Source organism: Acinetobacter sp. CY81 (assembly GCF_059515925.1).
Genome location: NZ_JCAKNC010000004.1, coordinates 167,231 through 184,689 on the forward strand (window position 1 = coordinate 167,231; position 17,459 = coordinate 184,689).

Annotated in this window: 13 protein-coding genes; 7 read left to right on the plus strand and 6 right to left on the minus strand. The window is 37.2% G+C overall.

Annotated features, from left to right (window positions below; all coding sequences use genetic code 11):
* Positions 1 to 3: 3 nt before the first annotated feature.
* The gene (gene msuE, locus AC5YDM_RS06990; RefSeq protein ID WP_496151396.1) at positions 4 to 732 is read right to left on the minus strand and encodes an FMN reductase; all 729 of its coding nucleotides are present in this window, start codon (positions 730 to 732) and stop codon (positions 4 to 6) included.
* Between the two features lie 377 nt (positions 733 to 1,109).
* Between msuE and AC5YDM_RS06995 the strand changes: the two genes are divergently transcribed.
* A complete protein-coding gene (locus tag AC5YDM_RS06995; protein ID WP_496151397.1) occupies positions 1,110 to 1,760 on the plus strand; it encodes a response regulator in 651 nt (216 codons plus the stop codon).
* 117 nt (positions 1,761 to 1,877) lie between these two features.
* Here the strand turns inward: AC5YDM_RS06995 and AC5YDM_RS07000 are convergent, their stop codons facing one another.
* A complete protein-coding gene (locus AC5YDM_RS07000) occupies positions 1,878 to 2,645 on the minus strand; it encodes a hypothetical protein (RefSeq protein WP_496151398.1) in 768 nt (255 codons plus the stop codon).
* Positions 2,646 to 3,193: 548 nt separating this feature from the next.
* Positions 3,194 to 6,685, minus strand: a complete 3,492-nt coding sequence (locus tag AC5YDM_RS07005) for a hybrid sensor histidine kinase/response regulator (protein ID WP_496151399.1) — start codon at positions 6,683 to 6,685, stop codon at positions 3,194 to 3,196.
* A gap of 178 nt (positions 6,686 to 6,863) precedes the next feature.
* Here AC5YDM_RS07005 and AC5YDM_RS07010 point away from each other — a divergent pair, with 178 nt between their 5' ends.
* From AC5YDM_RS07010 to AC5YDM_RS07020, 3 genes are all read left to right on the plus strand, one after another.
* Entirely contained in the window at positions 6,864 to 7,196 is a 333-nt protein-coding gene (locus tag AC5YDM_RS07010; protein WP_496151400.1) for a DUF485 domain-containing protein, read from the plus strand.
* A 2-nt stretch (positions 7,197 to 7,198) separates the two neighbouring features.
* Positions 7,199 to 8,914, plus strand: coding sequence for a cation acetate symporter (locus tag AC5YDM_RS07015; protein ID WP_496151522.1), 1,716 nt, complete (start codon positions 7,199 to 7,201; stop codon positions 8,912 to 8,914).
* A gap of 220 nt (positions 8,915 to 9,134) precedes the next feature.
* Positions 9,135 to 9,824 carry an ion channel gene (locus tag AC5YDM_RS07020; protein ID WP_496151401.1) on the plus strand — a complete coding sequence of 230 codons (690 nt, stop codon included), beginning with the start codon at positions 9,135 to 9,137 and terminating at the stop codon, positions 9,822 to 9,824.
* Positions 9,825 to 9,898: 74 nt separating this feature from the next.
* Here AC5YDM_RS07020 and AC5YDM_RS07025 read toward each other — a convergent pair whose 3' ends face one another.
* Together AC5YDM_RS07025 and omp33-36 are read right to left on the minus strand one after the other, a co-directional pair.
* The gene (locus AC5YDM_RS07025) at positions 9,899 to 10,906 is read right to left on the minus strand and encodes a putative porin (RefSeq protein ID WP_496151402.1); all 1,008 of its coding nucleotides are present in this window, start codon (positions 10,904 to 10,906) and stop codon (positions 9,899 to 9,901) included.
* Positions 10,907 to 11,086: 180 nt separating this feature from the next.
* Complete coding sequence (gene omp33-36, locus AC5YDM_RS07030) at positions 11,087 to 11,983, minus strand: porin Omp33-36 (RefSeq protein ID WP_496151403.1); 897 nt, start codon at positions 11,981 to 11,983, stop codon at positions 11,087 to 11,089.
* Positions 11,984 to 12,890: 907 nt separating this feature from the next.
* On the opposite strand from omp33-36, the gene blaOXA reads away from it, so the two are divergent.
* The 3 genes from blaOXA (at position 12,891) to AC5YDM_RS07045 (ending at position 16,494) form a co-directional block, all read left to right on the plus strand.
* Positions 12,891 to 13,742, plus strand: coding sequence for a class D beta-lactamase (gene blaOXA, locus AC5YDM_RS07035; RefSeq protein WP_496151404.1), 852 nt, complete (start codon positions 12,891 to 12,893; stop codon positions 13,740 to 13,742).
* 555 nt (positions 13,743 to 14,297) lie between these two features.
* Entirely contained in the window at positions 14,298 to 16,010 is a 1,713-nt protein-coding gene (locus AC5YDM_RS07040; protein ID WP_496151405.1) for a GGDEF domain-containing protein, read from the plus strand.
* 226 nt (positions 16,011 to 16,236) lie between these two features.
* Positions 16,237 to 16,494, plus strand: coding sequence for a hypothetical protein (locus AC5YDM_RS07045; protein ID WP_496151406.1), 258 nt, complete (start codon positions 16,237 to 16,239; stop codon positions 16,492 to 16,494).
* Between the two features lie 59 nt (positions 16,495 to 16,553).
* On the opposite strand, the gene AC5YDM_RS07050 is transcribed toward AC5YDM_RS07045, so the two are convergent.
* Positions 16,554 to 17,399 (minus strand): AbiJ-NTD4 domain-containing protein, encoded by an 846-nt coding sequence (locus tag AC5YDM_RS07050; protein ID WP_496151407.1) that lies wholly within the window; start codon positions 17,397 to 17,399, stop codon positions 16,554 to 16,556.
* Positions 17,400 to 17,459 lie beyond the last annotated feature (60 nt).

Sequence of the window (17,459 nt, forward strand, 5' to 3'; positions counted from 1 at the left end):
AATTTATGCAACTTGCGATTTAGGCGATTTCGCGTGTATACGAGATTCTGCTGCATCCAAACTTGGTACTGCCGCAGATGGAAGCACTTCTTCTTGTTCGATTTGTTTGTTAATCCCTAGATTTTGATTGGCTTGCTGAGTTTTCGCTTTCACGACTTCTGCGCGTTGTCCTTTCGCAGGTGCCCACTCTAAAATGGGTAATGCACGTGCTACTGCAAGCGTGATACGGTCGTGCAGGAATTCACTGTGAATGGTGTATTCAGGAGTGAAGTCACGATCTGTGGCATAAACACCAATCGGTAATGTTTGTGCTTGGAAGAAGCTAAACAATGGACGAAGTTGATGTTCAAGTACCAATGCGTGACGATCACTACCGCCTGATGCAGCCAGTAAAACGGGTACGTCTACAAGCGCAGTTTGTTCAACAAAGTCAAAGAAGTGTTTAAATAAGCCTGTAAAAGAAGCGCGATATACAGGTGTACCGACAATGAGGGCATCTGCTGCTTCTACCGCAGCTAAATCATCCTGCACACGTTGAGGCAATTGATTACGATAAATTGCACCACCGAGTAAATTCCCAATCTCACTAAATTTAATAAAATGCACATTGATTGGCGTTGCTTCACCAAGTTCGTCAAGAATGGCTTGAACTAACGCTTCAGTTTTTGATGGATTGTTTAAACCGCCAGATACTGCAACGATATTTAATGGTTTTTGTTGTAAAATAGACATAATGGCAAACCTAAATAGGGTGTTAAACTGTATTGCCATCCATTAATCAATATTTAGTTTATCGTGTAAAATAAGCAAAATAAGATTAATTATCTGATTTTTAGATATGCCTAATAAGGTTGATTTAATTGCTGTTTTTTTAACTTAAATAATTGATAATTATTGTTATATTTAAAATTTATAAATAAATATTTTTTCAGAATATATTTTATATCTAAAACAGATGTAGTTATCTGATAATCGTTTATTTATATTTAAATATGGTGTTTGAAAATATTAACCTACAATTTTTCCAAAAATTCGTTAATATTTATATATCCTTAACAGCAATAGCACAGTTAGAATAAAGATTGTGTTAGAGATCTCTCGCGTCGCTTATGAATATTTTAATCGTTGATGATCATCCCCTGTTTCGTCATGCTTTAATTCAAGCAGTTCGTTACAGTTTACCGCAAGCCCAAATCCATGAAACAGCTGCTGTTAATGAGTTCTATGAACGACTAGAAAAAGGGCCTGAGCCTGATTTAGTTCTTTTGGATCTAAATTTACCCGGCGCATCTGGATTCTCTGCGTTGGTGCATGTACGTGCACAATATCCTTCGCTACCGATTATCGTTGTTTCTGCACATGAAGAAGTGTCGATTATTCAGCGTTCAATTGCACATGGTGCAATGGGTTATATTCCTAAGTCTGCGCATCCAAGTCATATTGGTGAAGCAATTCGTCAAGTACTTGAAGGCGATATTTGGTTACCACCAAACTTGCCAGCGAACTTAAACTTCGATCCGCGTGCTGCAGATGAAACAGCTTTGGCTGAACGTATTCAATCTCTCACACCGCAACAATTCCGTGTCTTAATGATGGTTGCAGAAGGGTTGTTAAATAAGCAAATCGCTTATGAGTTAGATGTATCTGAAGCAACGATTAAAGCGCATGTGACTGCGATCTTCCGTAAACTGGGTGTACAAAATCGTACTCAAGCTGTTTTGGCGATCAACGCTTTAAATATTGAAGAAAAACGCGTTTAATTTGAATTATATAATCAATAACGCATACAGCCAGAAATAAGAAAAAGACCTCAAAAGAGGTCTTTTTTGCTTTGCGAGCAAGCGGTTTTAGCGCGTGCTAGCTCATCCTATTGAGGATTAAGCCAAGCAATCCTGTTTGCCCATCAAGTCAGGACAACCTAGAGGATTAAGCGCACATCGTAAATCATCAATTTGGTCTTGAGAGACATAACCTTTGGCTTTGAGATAATCTGCGACACGCTCGTCTCTTAGGCTCAGGAATGCAGCATCATAAACAGATAAATCTACAAATAGGGCAGCCGTTTCTAAGCTATTGAAACGATCCAAAAAGACTTCATTCCCATACATGAGGAAAATATGGTCATAATCTGCTTGAGGATTCACATTCAAGATTTTTGCTAATGATTCAGGCGGTGTTTTGATAAAGAGTAAATCTGAAATTTCATCAAACTGCGTCATATCTAGACTATTTTCACCTGTTTTGATTTTGCCTAGCCAGGCTTTAAAGACCAAGACAGCACCACCACGAAGCAACATACTCCATATTTGATGACGGGTTTCATCATTTAGAGCTTGGCTATCATTTGCCAAGATTTGAATCAATTGAGATTCCTTCTGTGCAAGCTTATCAAATAAGCCTAAACCTTGTGGATGGAAGGCAGCAGGGCTAAAAATATCAAATTTAAGTTCTTCAAAAACTTGGAGTGCCAAAGGTACCGCACTTTGATAGATATGCTCTAAAGCCTGCAAATGTACAGGATTTAAAGCGGAATGTGGGAAAAGGTCTTGCCAATTAATTTCAGGTAAAATTGAGTTTGCACCGTATTGACGATGTAGTTCTTGAGCTCGATTGATTCCGTGAGGTACAGCAGCTGAAATATTCATAGCAATTCCTTATTCAGTTGAATCTGAGCCCAGATTTCAATTCAGCACGTTTATCCATAAACAATGTTTTTATAAAAAGCACAGAAGATAAAAACAATACAGAATATAAATAGCTGAAGGATTGAATGGCTCAGTGATTTAAAACGGTTATGATTTATCCACTCCGCAATAGGAATAAGACTAAAGTCGTATATTGGATTTTCTCTATGATTAAATCTTTTAAAAATAAATAGTTATTAAAATTGTAAAAAAATATATAAGTGTCGAGTTTGTTTTTTGAACTAAATTGCCATAGAAACTGATCTAAAGTCACTTTTAGCAAACTTGCAAAGCTCAGAATTTAGCTAAATTGATGGTTTCTGCCACAGCATCAAAATATGCGGTCAATGCTTGTGTAGAAATGTCACATTTTGTATAAAAAACCCCTATTTTTCATGATGAAAAATAGGGGTTAAATGTATCAAAATATATTTAAAGAAAATCTATTTTGATGGCATTTTCTGATGCCATTGTGATCATTATTCAAAAGCCTAAGTTCATAATCATTATCATTTTGAGATTTTTAAACCAGATAACCATGATCTTAAAGATGCAGGTTTAAGTGGTTTCCTCAACATCACAATATTTAGATCTTTTAAGCGTTGTGGTAGGTCAGGATCGGAATCTGCGGTGATTAATGCCACAGGGACATTGTCTTGGCGATGCTCGGTAATGAAATCTAAACCAATTTTTTCATTGTTGAGATGCTGATCAACCAACCAAACTTGAATATTTTCCTGTTCAATTAAAGCTAAAGCCTGTTCAGGTTCTGTTGCTTTAAAGACCTGATAACCCCATTTTGTGAGTAAGGTACTCATCCCTTCAAGAATGGTTTCATCATTGTCTAAACATAAAATCTTATAAGCTTTGGTTTTAAGCGGTACAGCTTGAACAGGTGAGGCAACCACTTTAGGTGCTTCGACCACAGGAACTTCAATCATGAAACATGAACCTTGTCCAAGCTCAGAATACACATAGACAGGGTAGTCTAATAGACCTGTCATCCGTTGTACGATGGCTAAACCAAGACCTAAACCTTGTTCACCCCAAGGTGAGGTATGACCACAACGTTCAAACTCTTGGAACAGCTTAATACGCTGTTGCTCGGCAATACCTGGTCCTGTATCCCATACCCCAATGCGAATATGGTTTGGACGTTCAGCTGAACGGAGTACACCCACGACCACACGACCTTTTGCGGTATAGCGTAAAGCATTGCTAACAAAGTTTTGAATAATACGACGGATCCATTGGGGATCGGTATCAATCCAAAACTTCACATCATGAACTTTAAATTGAATACCACGTTGAGCTGCGATGGATTTAAACTGCAACTCTAAATCACTGAGTAAATCATGTAGTGGATAGGATTGGCGCTTCGGTTGAATAGAACCGCCTTCAAGTCGAGCGATATCGAGCAGGGCAGAGAGCATACTTTCTGCACCATGTAAGGCACGATCTAACTGTTGTAATGTTTTACGGTCTTCTTCAGTTTGTACGCTTTGTTCTAATGCTGTACTAAATAGTCGTGCAGCATGCATGGGTTGAAGTAAGTCATGGCTGGCAGCCGCAATAAAGCGACTTTTCGACATGTTGGCTTTATCTGCTTGCTCACGGGCTAACTGTTGTTCTGTGAGCGCATTCGCTAACTGCTGTGTACGATCTTGAACACGACCTTCAAGTACAGCCTCATTTTCACGGAATGCGGTAATATCAGCAAAAGTCGTTACAAATCCACCGCCTTCAATCGGGTTGCCGCGCATTTGAATTACACGACCATCTTTACGAATCCGTTCAAATTCATGTGCGCTGCCGACTTTCATCCAACGAATACGCTTACGTACGTGCTCTTCAATCGAACCCGGGCCGCATTCACCACGTTCAGCGTTATAACGAATCAAATCTGCAATAGGACAACCGACATAGACCAAATCTTTTGGATAATCGAACAAAATTAAATATTGATTATTCCATGCCACCAAACACATATTTTCATCGACGACGCTGACCCCTTGGGTCATGTGATCGATCATGGTCATAATCAAATTTTGGTTAAAGCGTTGCCATTGTGAAGCTTGGTCAAGAATATTGGCAACCTGACCGAGTGCTAAACCATTATTAACCATGGCTGTTGTGAGTAGGGTACGTGCTGATGCAGCACCAATCGTTCCTGCTAAGTATTGTTCAGTGAAACGCCACCACATGCCATTGGCAGAGCTATTTTCATTTAAAATCACATTATTGGATAAGCAGAATTGATTAAATGCATGGGTGGTTGGACCTTCACCTGTAATACGCTTTGCAAGTGCGATCAAATCACCTACTTTTAAACGTGCGACATCATGATGTAAGTAGCTAATCTCATTAGATGTACTTTGAGTCAGTAAAGGCTTGGTTTCATAATAGAAGAAACTCTCAGCCTGAATTTGCTCTGCAATACTTGGGCGATAGATACGTGAAATCCAAATATACAAAATAATATTCAGACCCAATGACCAAATCACCCCATGCGTGAGTGGTGCAAAGGATTCAAAACCAAGCAATGCTTCAGGCTTGAGCCAGTCGATACCCAATGGACCAAACATCAAGAATGAATAGGTAAATTGATAGTATTCGTCAGGTAAGCTACGCAACACGGTTGGAAACAGGAGGGTATAGGTCCACATTGCAAAACCTGCAATCAAACCTGCATAAACGCCTTGTTTACTTCCTCCACGCCAATATAGACCACCAATCAGCGCTGGTGCAAACTGAGCCACAGCACTGAATGCCAACAATCCAAAAACAGATAATTGGTCAATATCATTAAAGAAATGGAAGAATAAGAAGCCCAACAACATAACCGCTAAAATGCAGATACGGCGGACAAATTTAAGGACTTGAGGCAGGCGTTTATCGTGTCTCGATAATAAATTCAAACGCCAAAGAGCCGGCATAATTAAGTCATTACTGAGCATGATTGACAGTGCAACCGAGGATACCAGTAACATACCTGTAGATGCTGAAAAACCACCTAAGAATGCTAACAGTGTGAGCCAATCTTGGTTATAACTTAAGGGTAAAGACAGTACAGCAACATCAGGAATTGCGAGATACTCTGGAGCAGCATGTAAAGCCCAACTTGCAATCGGAATAATCGCAAAAACAGTCAAAATTAAATAGGCTGCAAACCAGCGACGTGCACCACGAATATGTTTTTCATCACGGAGTTCAACAACTGCAACGTGGAACTGACGTGGTAAACAAATAATCGCTAAACCTGCAAGTAGAGTTTGAACCCAGAACGTATCAGGTACACCGAACAGTTGAACTTCATGAAAAGTTTTGGTGACATCTTTAGAAACTTGAACAATATTTTCAGGAGAATCAAAAAGGAAAAATAGGGCAACGCAAATCAGTGCAAACAATTTGACAAAGGATTCAAATGCCACAGCCAGCATCAGACCACCATGCTGTTCAGTATTGGCAATCTGACGTGTACCAAACATCATGGCTAAAATTGCAAGCACACCTGTTAAAGCCAAAACACCATTGGTTGTGGTGCTCATGACGCCTGCATTTTGCTCCAACATTACCGAGGCACTTAAAGCAATTGCACGGAGTTGTAATGCCAAATAAGGAATAATCGCAATGACGGCAAGGATCGTGACCAGTGAGGCTAGAGGACCACTTTTACCATAACGGGCAGCGACAAAGTCGGCAATCGATGAGATGGCATGATGCTGACGAACACGCCCAAGACGACGCCAGATGTCATAACCCAAGCCGACAAAGAGCAAAGGTCCAAGATAAATAGGGAGGAAAATAATGCCTTCGCGAACAGCAGCGCCGGTCGCACCATAGAACGTCCATGAGGAGCAATACACCCCTAATGTCAGGCTGAACAACAGCATACGACCGCGTGGACTGAGTCGACTAGCATGTTTTTCACCAAAAAAGGCGCAAACAAAGAGTATTAGGATATAGAGGGCGAGTACCCCAATGATCAACCAACTGTTCATATGACACACACATTAAATTCTAAGCACATAATAACGCATTGCTGAACTGGTGCGTTCAAATTGATCGAATTTTAAAGACCAAAGTCTAAGTTACGAATTGTATGAAAAATTGCTAACTTGCATCGTGGAATAAAAAGATTAAAAAACAGCCATTGGATGATGGTAAAGGAGAAATATTATGGATGAGAGACAGGTAGAACAGATTCTACAAAATCCTAAATTCAAAGAAATGGTTGCTAAAAAACGTACCCTGAGTTGGACGCTTACTGCAATCATGTTGTTTGTCTATGTCGGCTTTATGTTACTTGTTGGATACAACAAAGAGTTTCTATTAAGTTCAGTGAGTGGTGGTGTAACGACTTGGGGGATTCCTCTAGGTCTTGGCATTATCGTGTTGTCATTTATTTTGTGTGGTGTGTATTCATATATTGCGAATAACACGCTGGATCAACTCAATGAAGATGCAATGCGTGAAGTTGAAGCGATCGCACATGAAAAAGGACTACACTGATGATGAAATGGAATTCATTCAAATCACAAGCTGTTGCAGCAACTGCATTATTCAGCTCTAGTATTGCAATGGCAGGCCCTGATTTAGGTGCTGCTGAACAACAAGCAACAAACTGGCCTGCGATTATCATGTTCATGATTTTCGTTGGTGCAACACTATTTATTACCAAATGGGCTGCGAAACAAACCACCAATACCAATGATTTCTATACAGCGGGTGGTGGTATTTCAGGTTTCCAAAATGGTCTAGCGATTGCAGGTGACTATATGTCAGCGGCATCGTTCCTTGGTATTTCCGCAATGGTGTTTATGTCAGGCTTTGATGGCTTGCTGTATTCACTTGGATTTATGGTGGGTTGGCCAATCGTATTGTTCTTGATTGCTGAACGTCTTCGTAACTTGGGTAAGTTTAACTTATCTGATGTTGTATCTTTCCGTTTAGCTGAAAAGCCTGTACGTACTTTAGCTGCTGTTAGTTCATTGGTTGTGGTTGCATTCTATTTGATCGCTCAAATGGTTGGTGCAGGTCAGTTGATCAAGCTTCTCTTTGGTCTGAACTATAACATTGCAGTAGTAATCGTCGGTTTATTGATGATGGCTTATGTAATGTTCGGTGGTATGTTGGCGACAACATGGGTACAGATCATTAAAGCAGTCATGTTGTTGTCTGGTGCAACGTTCATGGCATTTATGGTGATGAAAGGTGTTGGTTTCAGTTTCTCTGAAATGTTTAACCAATCGATCCAAATGTTCTCTAAAGTACATGATGTGACACTGGATCAAGCGGGTGCAATCATGGGCCCAGGTAAACTTGCAGCAAACCCAATTGATGCAATTTCACTAGGTTTAGCATTGATGTTTGGTACAGCAGGTCTTCCACATATCTTAATGCGTTTCTTCACCGTAAAAGATGCGAAAGAAGCGCGTAAATCTGTAGTTGTTGCAACAGGCTTTATTGGTTACTTCTACTTATTAACATTCATTATTGGTTTTGGTGCGATTCTATATGTATCGAACAACCCACAGTTCCTTGATATTGCGAAAATGGCTGTGACTGGCAAGTTAGAACTTGTTGGTGGTAACAACATGGCAGCGGTTCACTTGTCTGATGCATTAGGCGGTGACTTGTTCATGGGCTTCATTTCTGCTGTAGCATTCGCAACGATTCTTGCAGTTGTGGCTGGTTTGACATTGTCAGGTGCTTCAGCAATTTCTCATGACTTATATGCGAACGTATTTAAGAAAGGTCAAACAACGCCTGAATCTGAACTTCGTATGTCTAAAATTGCGACTTTAGGTCTAGCTATTTTTGCGATGATTTTGGGTATCGTTTTTGAAAAACAAAACGTTGCATTCATGGTTGGTCTAGCATTCTCTGTAGCAGCATGTGCAAACTTCCCAGTACTTGTACTTTCAATGTTCTGGAAAGGTTTGACAACTCGTGGTGCGGTTGCTGGTGGTGTGGTTGGTCTGGTATTGGCTGTGACTTTGATTATTCTATCTAAAGCTGTATGGGTAGATACATTGGGTATTTCTGAGACTGCTGTGAACCCATTTAATGGTCCTGCAATCTTTGCAATGCCACTAGCATTCTTCTGCTGCTGGTTGTTCTCTGTGACTGATAATTCAGCACAGGCTCAAGCTGAGCGTAAAGCATTTGATGCACAGTTTGTTCGTTCACAAACAGGTATTGGTATCTCAGGTGCATCAGATCACTAATCAGATGTGATGATCTATCCTAATCAAAAAACCTCCTTCGGGAGGTTTTTTGATATTGAGTGGTTTTAGAGAAATTTCTGATTCAGATGAATACAAATGTGGGTCATAATTTAGTTTACTGAAAGATTAAAAAAGAGGATATGCTGATTTCTGATGTGATCAATCATCTTCAAATAGTGTTCACGACCCTCTTAAAATAAAAATATTCTGGATATGATCTATGCAAGCATTCGTTGAGTTTTGGAAAGGATTTCGCTTACTTCCGTCAGCTTGGCTCCTCCTCCTGCAATTTGTAATTTTACTCCTATCTTTACTAACCAATGAAAGTATGACTTATCGTGCGATCACTTGGGCACTCGGCGTATTGGTATTATTGGTGATTGCTAAAGTGATTAGACAGACTCCTGTATTTACGATACTCGGACTTACTTTCGTGGGTGGAGCACTGATTTTTTCTCTATTTATTCTGATCGGAGCTCATGATCCTTATATTCTTGTGATTGGACATGCCTGTGAGGCGATTGCTTATTTTATTGCTGCATTTGGCTTGTTACGTTATATGTTTGAAGACCGCTATTTGACAAAGGATGAGCTTTTTGCAGCAGGAGCAGTATTTACGCTAATCGCATGGGGCTTCGCATTTTTATACAATATTTGCCAAATTTTAATTCCGAATAGTTTCCTGAACCCCAATGTGAATGGGTTGCAATCATGGTTAGATTTATTGTTTCTGAGTTTTAGTTTGCAATCTGCAACAGGTTTATCTGATTTGATTCCATTGAGCCCAGCAGCACGTGTTTTGGCAATGTTACAAATGTTCTGTGGGGTGATGTATTTGGCTTTGATTGTTTCTAGGTTGATTGCTTTGCAATATATTGCACATCTACCGAAAAATAAAAATGATGAATGATTTTTATCTCGGAATTTTAGCCATAAAAAAGGACGCACATAGCGTCCTTTTTTTGATTCAATTTCTAAATGATCTTAGAAACGGAATTTAGCGTTTAAACTGCCAAGCTGAGCATCTTTAGCACCATATTCACCATTTGCGTAAACGTAATTTGCACCTAGTGAAATAGCAGGAGTTACAAAATAACTTGTGTTTAGGCCAAGAGCAGATGTCGGAACAGAAGCACTTTCATAACTACCTTCTGTATATGAAACACCAAAACCTAATTTAGGCGTTACATATAGATCTGTTTTAAATTGATAAAGAGATTCTTCACCGTAAGTGATTCCTGCTTCAAAACCGACAGACATATCAGTACCATCAATCGCACCTACATATTTTGTGCGTGCTGTAATAGCATCTTGGTCTTCTGAAATAGTACGTGCTTCCATCGCTGAAAGCATTAAACCGTTGTTAAGTAGATTGAACGTATCTAGTGATTGAGTTGCTGCAACGCTTGTATAACCTACAGCCACTAAAAAGTTTGGCGCAACAACAGCACCAAGTTCTAGAGCAAAACGGTCACCTGAATCATCACCTAAACCAGATTTAGCCGAGAAGTCATTTTTAGCATCAGTAAATGAGTGGCTGTAAGATGCGCTTGCATATACAGGAACAATATTAGTTGGAATATAAGTTTCACCCTTGATACCAAAAGTATGCTGTTGAGTGTCTGCTTCAGCTTGCAGGTTTAAATCTGTACCCAATGTTTCTGCAATAGTTGTACGTTCTGCCGAAGTCAATGAATTTAAATCTGCTTGAGAAAGTCCTAACTGTTGTGCGACATCGATATCACCAGTAAGTTGACCAAAGCTGTAGCCTACAGAAATGTTTGAAGCTTGATTAAGGAAAGCAGCTTCAGCTAAAGGGCCTTTAGAAGTATCAAGTTGCTTGAAATAGTGAGTACCTTGTACACCTGCATTGTAGTTACCATCATTCAACTCGGCATCGTAATAACCGACAACACCTTGAATTTCATTTTGGTAAGCTTGAGCTCCAGTCATTGCTGATAATAATGCAATAGATAATGTGATTTTTTTCATGATTTCCCCGGCTATTAAATTTTAAAAATAAGGTCTATATTTTAGGTTAAAAAATAACTAAGTCAATGAATTTAAAATAAAATTATTTTTTTAGATAGTCTAACAATTGTTTTTATTTCTTAGATAAAACTGAAAAAGGACGCTATATGCGTCCTTTTTTGATTCAATTTCTAAATGATCTTAGAAACGGAATTTAGCATTAACACCAACAGTTTGAGTGTCTAGTACAACTGAATCAGCTTCAGCAGCAAGATTAGACTCAAAGTTAGCGTTTACATAGCTAGCGCCTACAGAAACAACAGGAGTAACGAAGTAGTTTACATTTACACCCCAGGCTTTGTCTGGAGAGTTGTTATAGCTTGATTCTGCATAAGAAACACCCATGCTTAAAGTAGGTGTTACGAAAAGATCAGTTTTAAGGTTGTAAGCAGTGTCACGACCATAAACTAAACCAGTTTCGAAGCTGATAGACATGTTAGTGTCATCAATTGCACCTACGTATTTAGTACGTGCAGTAATCGCATCTTTTTTATCAGCAATTGTTAAAGTCTCGATTGCTGCTTTAGCAACACCGTTAGATACCATGTTGAAAGCATCGAAAGAGGTTTGGTCAGCAACGCTTGTGTAACCAACTGCAACCAAAAAGTTAGGTACAACTACAGCACCCAATTCTAATGCATAACGATCGCCTTGATCATCTGCTAAACCAGTTTTGTTATCTTGGATTGTGTGGCTATAAGCAGCGCTTACATAAGCAGGAACGATTGAAGTTGGAATGTAAGCTTCAGCTTTTGCGCCGTATACGTGGTTTACAGTACGCTCACCAGCAAATTTGTGTTCACCATAGTTGTAAGCCAAAGCAATATTTGATGCTTGGTTTACGAATGCAGCTTCAGCTAAAGGACCTTTAGTTGCATCAACATTTTTGAAGTAGTAAGTACCTTGTACAGCACCTGAGAAATCTTGAGCATCAGCAGTATTGTCGATGAACTCAGACTGACCTTGTACTTCAAATTGATAAGCTTGAGCACCAGTCATGGCTAATAATAAAGCAGTCGCTAAACTGAGTTTTTTCATAATGATTACCAATAGTCTTGATATAAGATGTGCAAAATGCATGCTATTGTAACAATTTATATTTAAAATAAATCTATTCTAAAAAGAGTTTGTTTGTTTAATAAACAGTATTAATTTTATTTAAAATTGGCAGTAAGTTTTGTTGATTAATCTAAAATTAAATATATTTTATATAACAATATCTTATTAGGTTTATTTTTATTTTTTTATAAATTCTAGTAATTAATTAGAATAATAATGAAATTATTTTTTTATTATAAAATCAATCTGTGGTTAATATCTATACAATTTTATTCAAGATTCTGTTGTTTTTAATAAAAGTCAAAAATATTTGTGGTTAAAATAAGATCATTTAAATTTTATAATGCATATAAATTATCCTAATTCAAAATAAATGAGAATCTGTTCAAATCAGAGTAAATTAATCGGCTTTACAAACAAAAGTATTTTTCACATAATAATTTCATTCACAAAGCAGTAATGAAATTTGATGTTTCATTTTTGTTTTGGACAAAATTCAAAAGTTTTATATGCCCAACTTTCCCCAAGGTTGGGTTTTTTTTACTTTAAATTTTTATTTGATACCTATTGATTTGCAGATGTTAAAAGCTAACGAATGACTCCACTCATCTTTTTGCTTTGTATTGGTGCGTTTTTGAATTTCTTCTAAAATTTTAGACCAAAAAAAAACCTAATCTTTATTCAAAATTAGGTTTTTTCGCCAAAACTCGAGGGAAATTCAATCAATCTGCTGAGGAATATAATTAAACTCGCCCTAATGGGGTGCATTATGCACTAATATATTGCAGTGGTAAATATTATTTTTCTAACATTTGTACTAAATATAATCAAAATAAAGCTGTGGCATACTTCATATCAATTCGCTCATTAAAGTGACAATAACGCCATGAAATCAACTGTGATCTTACTATGTTTTGGCATGGCATTGTCTGCTTGCACTTCTCATTTACAGCTTTACCCTCATATACACTCCAATGACCCAAACACATCATTTAAAAGTGACCAAATCATTAAAAGTAGTATTGAAGAACTTTTTAATGAAGCACAGGTTCAAGCGACTTTTGTTACTTTTGATGGTCGGCACTTAAAGCAATATGGAAATGCAGTAGACCGTAGTCAAACTGAGTATATACCTGCATCTACCTTTAAAATTTTAAATGCCTTGATTGCATTAGAACATGACAAATCTTCGACAGCAGAGGTATTTCAGTGGGATGGAAAACCAAGAACTTTTAAAGTGTGGGAAAAGGACTTAACTTTAGCGAGTGCAATGCAAGCTTCAGCAGTGCCTGTATATCAAACTGTGGCAAAACGGATCGGATTAAGTCTAATGCAACAGGAAATAACAAGAATAGAGTTTGTAAATCAGAATATTGGTCAGCAAGTCGATAATTTTTGGTTAGTTGGTCCTTTGAAAATTACGCCTGAGCAAGAAGCAAAATTTATTTATAATTTAGCCACTGAAAAATTGGCATTTAAAGCCCAAGTTCAAAAAGATGTAAAAGCCATGTTGTTGATGGAAAACAGAGGTCAAAACAAACTTTATGCAAAAAGTGGCTGGGGCATGGATGTTGAACCACAAGTCGGTTGGTTCACAGGATGGGTTGAGCAGGCCAATGGTAAAGTGACAGCATTCTCACTGAATTTGGAAATGCAATCCAATGCGGATATTGGGCAACGTAAAGCATTGACTTTAGATGTGCTGGATAAATTGGGCTTATTTCATTATTTAAGATAGAGAATCTTTTACCAAGCTATATAAATTATTGATTAATTTGAATTATTCAAAAAATTAAAAATGTAGATAAAAAAAAGCCCAACCGATTGGGGTATGGTTGGGCTAGAAAGGATGTTTGCAAATGTGGGAGAAACATCCGAGGAATAAACTGTGAGCTTAAACAAAAATGCATTTTTGTTCTCGCTATGTGGATATTATGAGAAAAATCATGCGAAAAAGGAAATGGTTAAAAGGGATGTAAACAATCTAAATTTTCGATTGTTATGCTTAATTTAATTTAAATCATTGATTGTTATCGTAAGCTTTGAGAAAATTAATGATGTAAAAATAGTTTAAAAGCATTGTTAGATTGAAATAATAATATCGAGCAATTAATATAGTGTGATATTCATCACATTATATTGAAATTCCTTTATTGTTTAAAATTTCCACATCATTTAATTATTTTAAACACGTAGATTTCATATTTTATTTGGCTTAAAGTGAAAGAAATGCATAATAAATATGCAAATTACATGATGACTTAAGACTTTAACATTATTTTATGGGGCGAGAATGAGTGTGAAACTACATTCTGAACAGATCAGTAAACGCCTGTTTATATCCGTTCTAATTATTGTCATGTCTTTATTGTGTATTTCTATTCCATTAATCGTTAGCCAATACCAACATTATAGTAAAGCCCGACAAGCGCTGATTGAGATTGAAAGCTTAAAAGCCGTTGCAGATCTAGCGAATCGAATTTCACGTGAGCGTGGTCCAGCAAATATGGCGATGTCGAGCACGCCTGAACAACTTAAAAAGAATTTAGCAGACTTACAAACTTACCGTGATGGTGTAGATCAACAAATCACAGATACCTTTGAAATTTTAAAACAGTCAGGCTTTGATTCATTGACTGGAAAAATGCAAAGTGATTTAAAAAATCATTTATCCATAGGGCGTCAGTATGTCGATGCTTATATTGATACGCCAATAGAGCAACGTTCTGCGCAAAAGCTTGATGATGCCATTTTATATATGTTTAAAGCTTGGGACAGCAGTTACGTGGTTTTAAAAAGTATGGTCAAGCAAGCTGCGAGTAAGGATACAGGCGTTGCTGATTATTACACTTTGATCCTTATTTTGGCTGATCTGCGTGATCAGGCTGGGCGTCTTGCTTCCAATGTCATGGCGCATGTCACCTTTAAACAGCCGATTCCAAGTGAAAATATTGCTCGGGCACTTCAGACTGAAAAGCAGGTCAAATATCTTTGGGATTTGGTTCAAACCATTCAACCTGAAAAACATGAAACTGACGAATTCACCCAACTACATCAAAATGTGAAATCTCAATTTATTGATTTGGGTATTCCAATTGTCTTGAGACTGATTCAAGAAAGTGAATATGGTCGCCCTTATTACTTAGAGGGAACTGAGCTGACCACGGCAATCTCAGGTAAATTTTTGACAGTGATCGACTTTCAGAAATATTTACTCGATCATAGTGTTGAGGTAGCTCAAGCTGAACTAAATTCTGCAAAGAATCTATTTTTGATTACCACGAGCGTTTCACTGATTTCGTTATTCTTTGCCATATTTACGATGATTTATGCGCAGCGTAAAGTGTTTGCACCGTTGATTGAAGCACGTGACATGATTGTAGAACTTTCTTTTTCGCATACTCGTGAGGGTGGAAATAAAGTCGAGCATGAGCATCACCAAGCGTATTCTTTATATGATGCCTTGCATAAGTTGCAGTATATGTTGAAACAGCGAGATGCCTTTGAATTTGAACTGAAAAGTATCGCCAATACAGATAATTTAACAGGTGTGTTGAATCGTTTGGCTTTGGATGATTATTTAAAAATCGCGGATCAACAACCGCAACATTTTCAGCAGTTGTGTTTAATCATTGTTGATATTGATAATTTCAAGCAAGTGAATGATCGGCATGGGCATATTTTTGGGGATCAAGTGATTGTTTCTGTTGCGCAGTGTTTAAAGAACAATGTGCGTGGATCTGATTTGATTATTCGTTTTGGTGGTGATGAGTTCTTAATCGTTCTGCATGAAATGAATATGGAACAAACCTTAATAAGTGCTGAAAAGATTCGTGATGCTGTTTCGCAGTTGGATTTGTCTGTACCTGATTCAGATTTGAAAATTTCAGTTTCTGTGAGTATTGGTGTTGCAGTTGGTGCAGAAAATTGGCTTGAGTTGTTGGCTCAAGCGGATCGTTCTTTGTTTAAGGCGAAGGCGAGAGGGAAGAATGTTGTTGAAGGTTAGTTTTTACTCAAATAAAAAGCACTTTATTATGTGATGCATGCATTAGATGTAATTCTATAGAAGTTCGTAAAGAATAAAAATTTAGTTTTTGAAAAGTCACTATACAAGTGAATATTGAATTGATTATTTAATAAAAATAAAATTTAACAGGATATTGGTTATTAAATTTAAAAAATTAATATTCTGTTCCCGCAAAATAAAACTATTCTTTAAGTGGAGAGAAATAATGCAAGTATTATCAGAACAAGAATTATTGACAGTCAGTGGTGGCGCAGCAGGGCAATCATTTAGCAGTAATGGTTTTGCAAATGTTGTTTTTGGGCGTCCAGGTCAAGGGATTGCTGGCAAGCCAGGTGGTGTAGCCATTCAAGGAAAACCAGGGACTATTGGTACGATTAGCAATGTGACGATTAACGGTACTCTAAATGGTGTTCCAGTAAATGGTGTAATCAATAAAAATGCGAATGAACCATTATTTGGTTAATTGATTATTTAGTATGCCTTGGCGACATAATATATGTCGCCAATTGGTTGTGCTTAGTTTTAATCTTTTGTTTTATCAATTAAATAATTAATAAAGTTGGTGCATGCTACGAGCATAAATTTTGCATCGATATAAGTGATATTAGATTCTTCTAGCATTGCATGGCGGATGCCATCACCATCTGAAGTGTAGCCATACAAAGATTTAATGCTAGCTTTTAATGCAGGATGTATTGGATGTTGTTTTTCAATTTGACCAATTGCATCTCCTAAAGTTACCTTTTCCTTATTTAATATTTTTTGACACATACCTTCTAATGCTGAAACAGATTCTTTAATTGAGTTTCTATAGTCAGGATTTTGCCGATCTGACATATGTTGCAAGGCTTGATTTAAATGTTGTTGGACACCTGAATACGGATTTGTATTTTGTAGAGCTTCTTCAATAGATTGGATTTCTTTTTCAGAAGTAATTTCTGTAATTTGATTATTAACTATTCTATAAGCGGAGTTTTCAACTTCTAAGCAATCATTTAATAAAAGAATAAAATTTTCTTTATTTTCATCAAAAGGAAAACATTCAATACAAGCTTGAAGAAAATCATAAACTTCATACCACTGAAATTTCTCAAAAAATAATATTTCTATTTCTTGGATTGTTTCCTCAAGGGAATAGGGGATTTGATCAATTCTTTTTTTTAAGCTATGAAAAAGTAATGAGAAGAATGTATTTAAATTACTCTCTTTAATTGGATTATTGCATAATATTGGGGAATTTTTTTTATATTTTCCAAAAATATATAGATTAATAATATTCCAGAGCTGATTTTTTAAAGGCAAATCTAGACTTTCTTTTTGAAGAATATCACGTATAGGTTGATAGCCATATCTTTCTGAAAATCGCATTATTTCCCCAAATAATAAAACGGTGAATGAATCACCGTTTTATCATGCACTAGTTTAAAA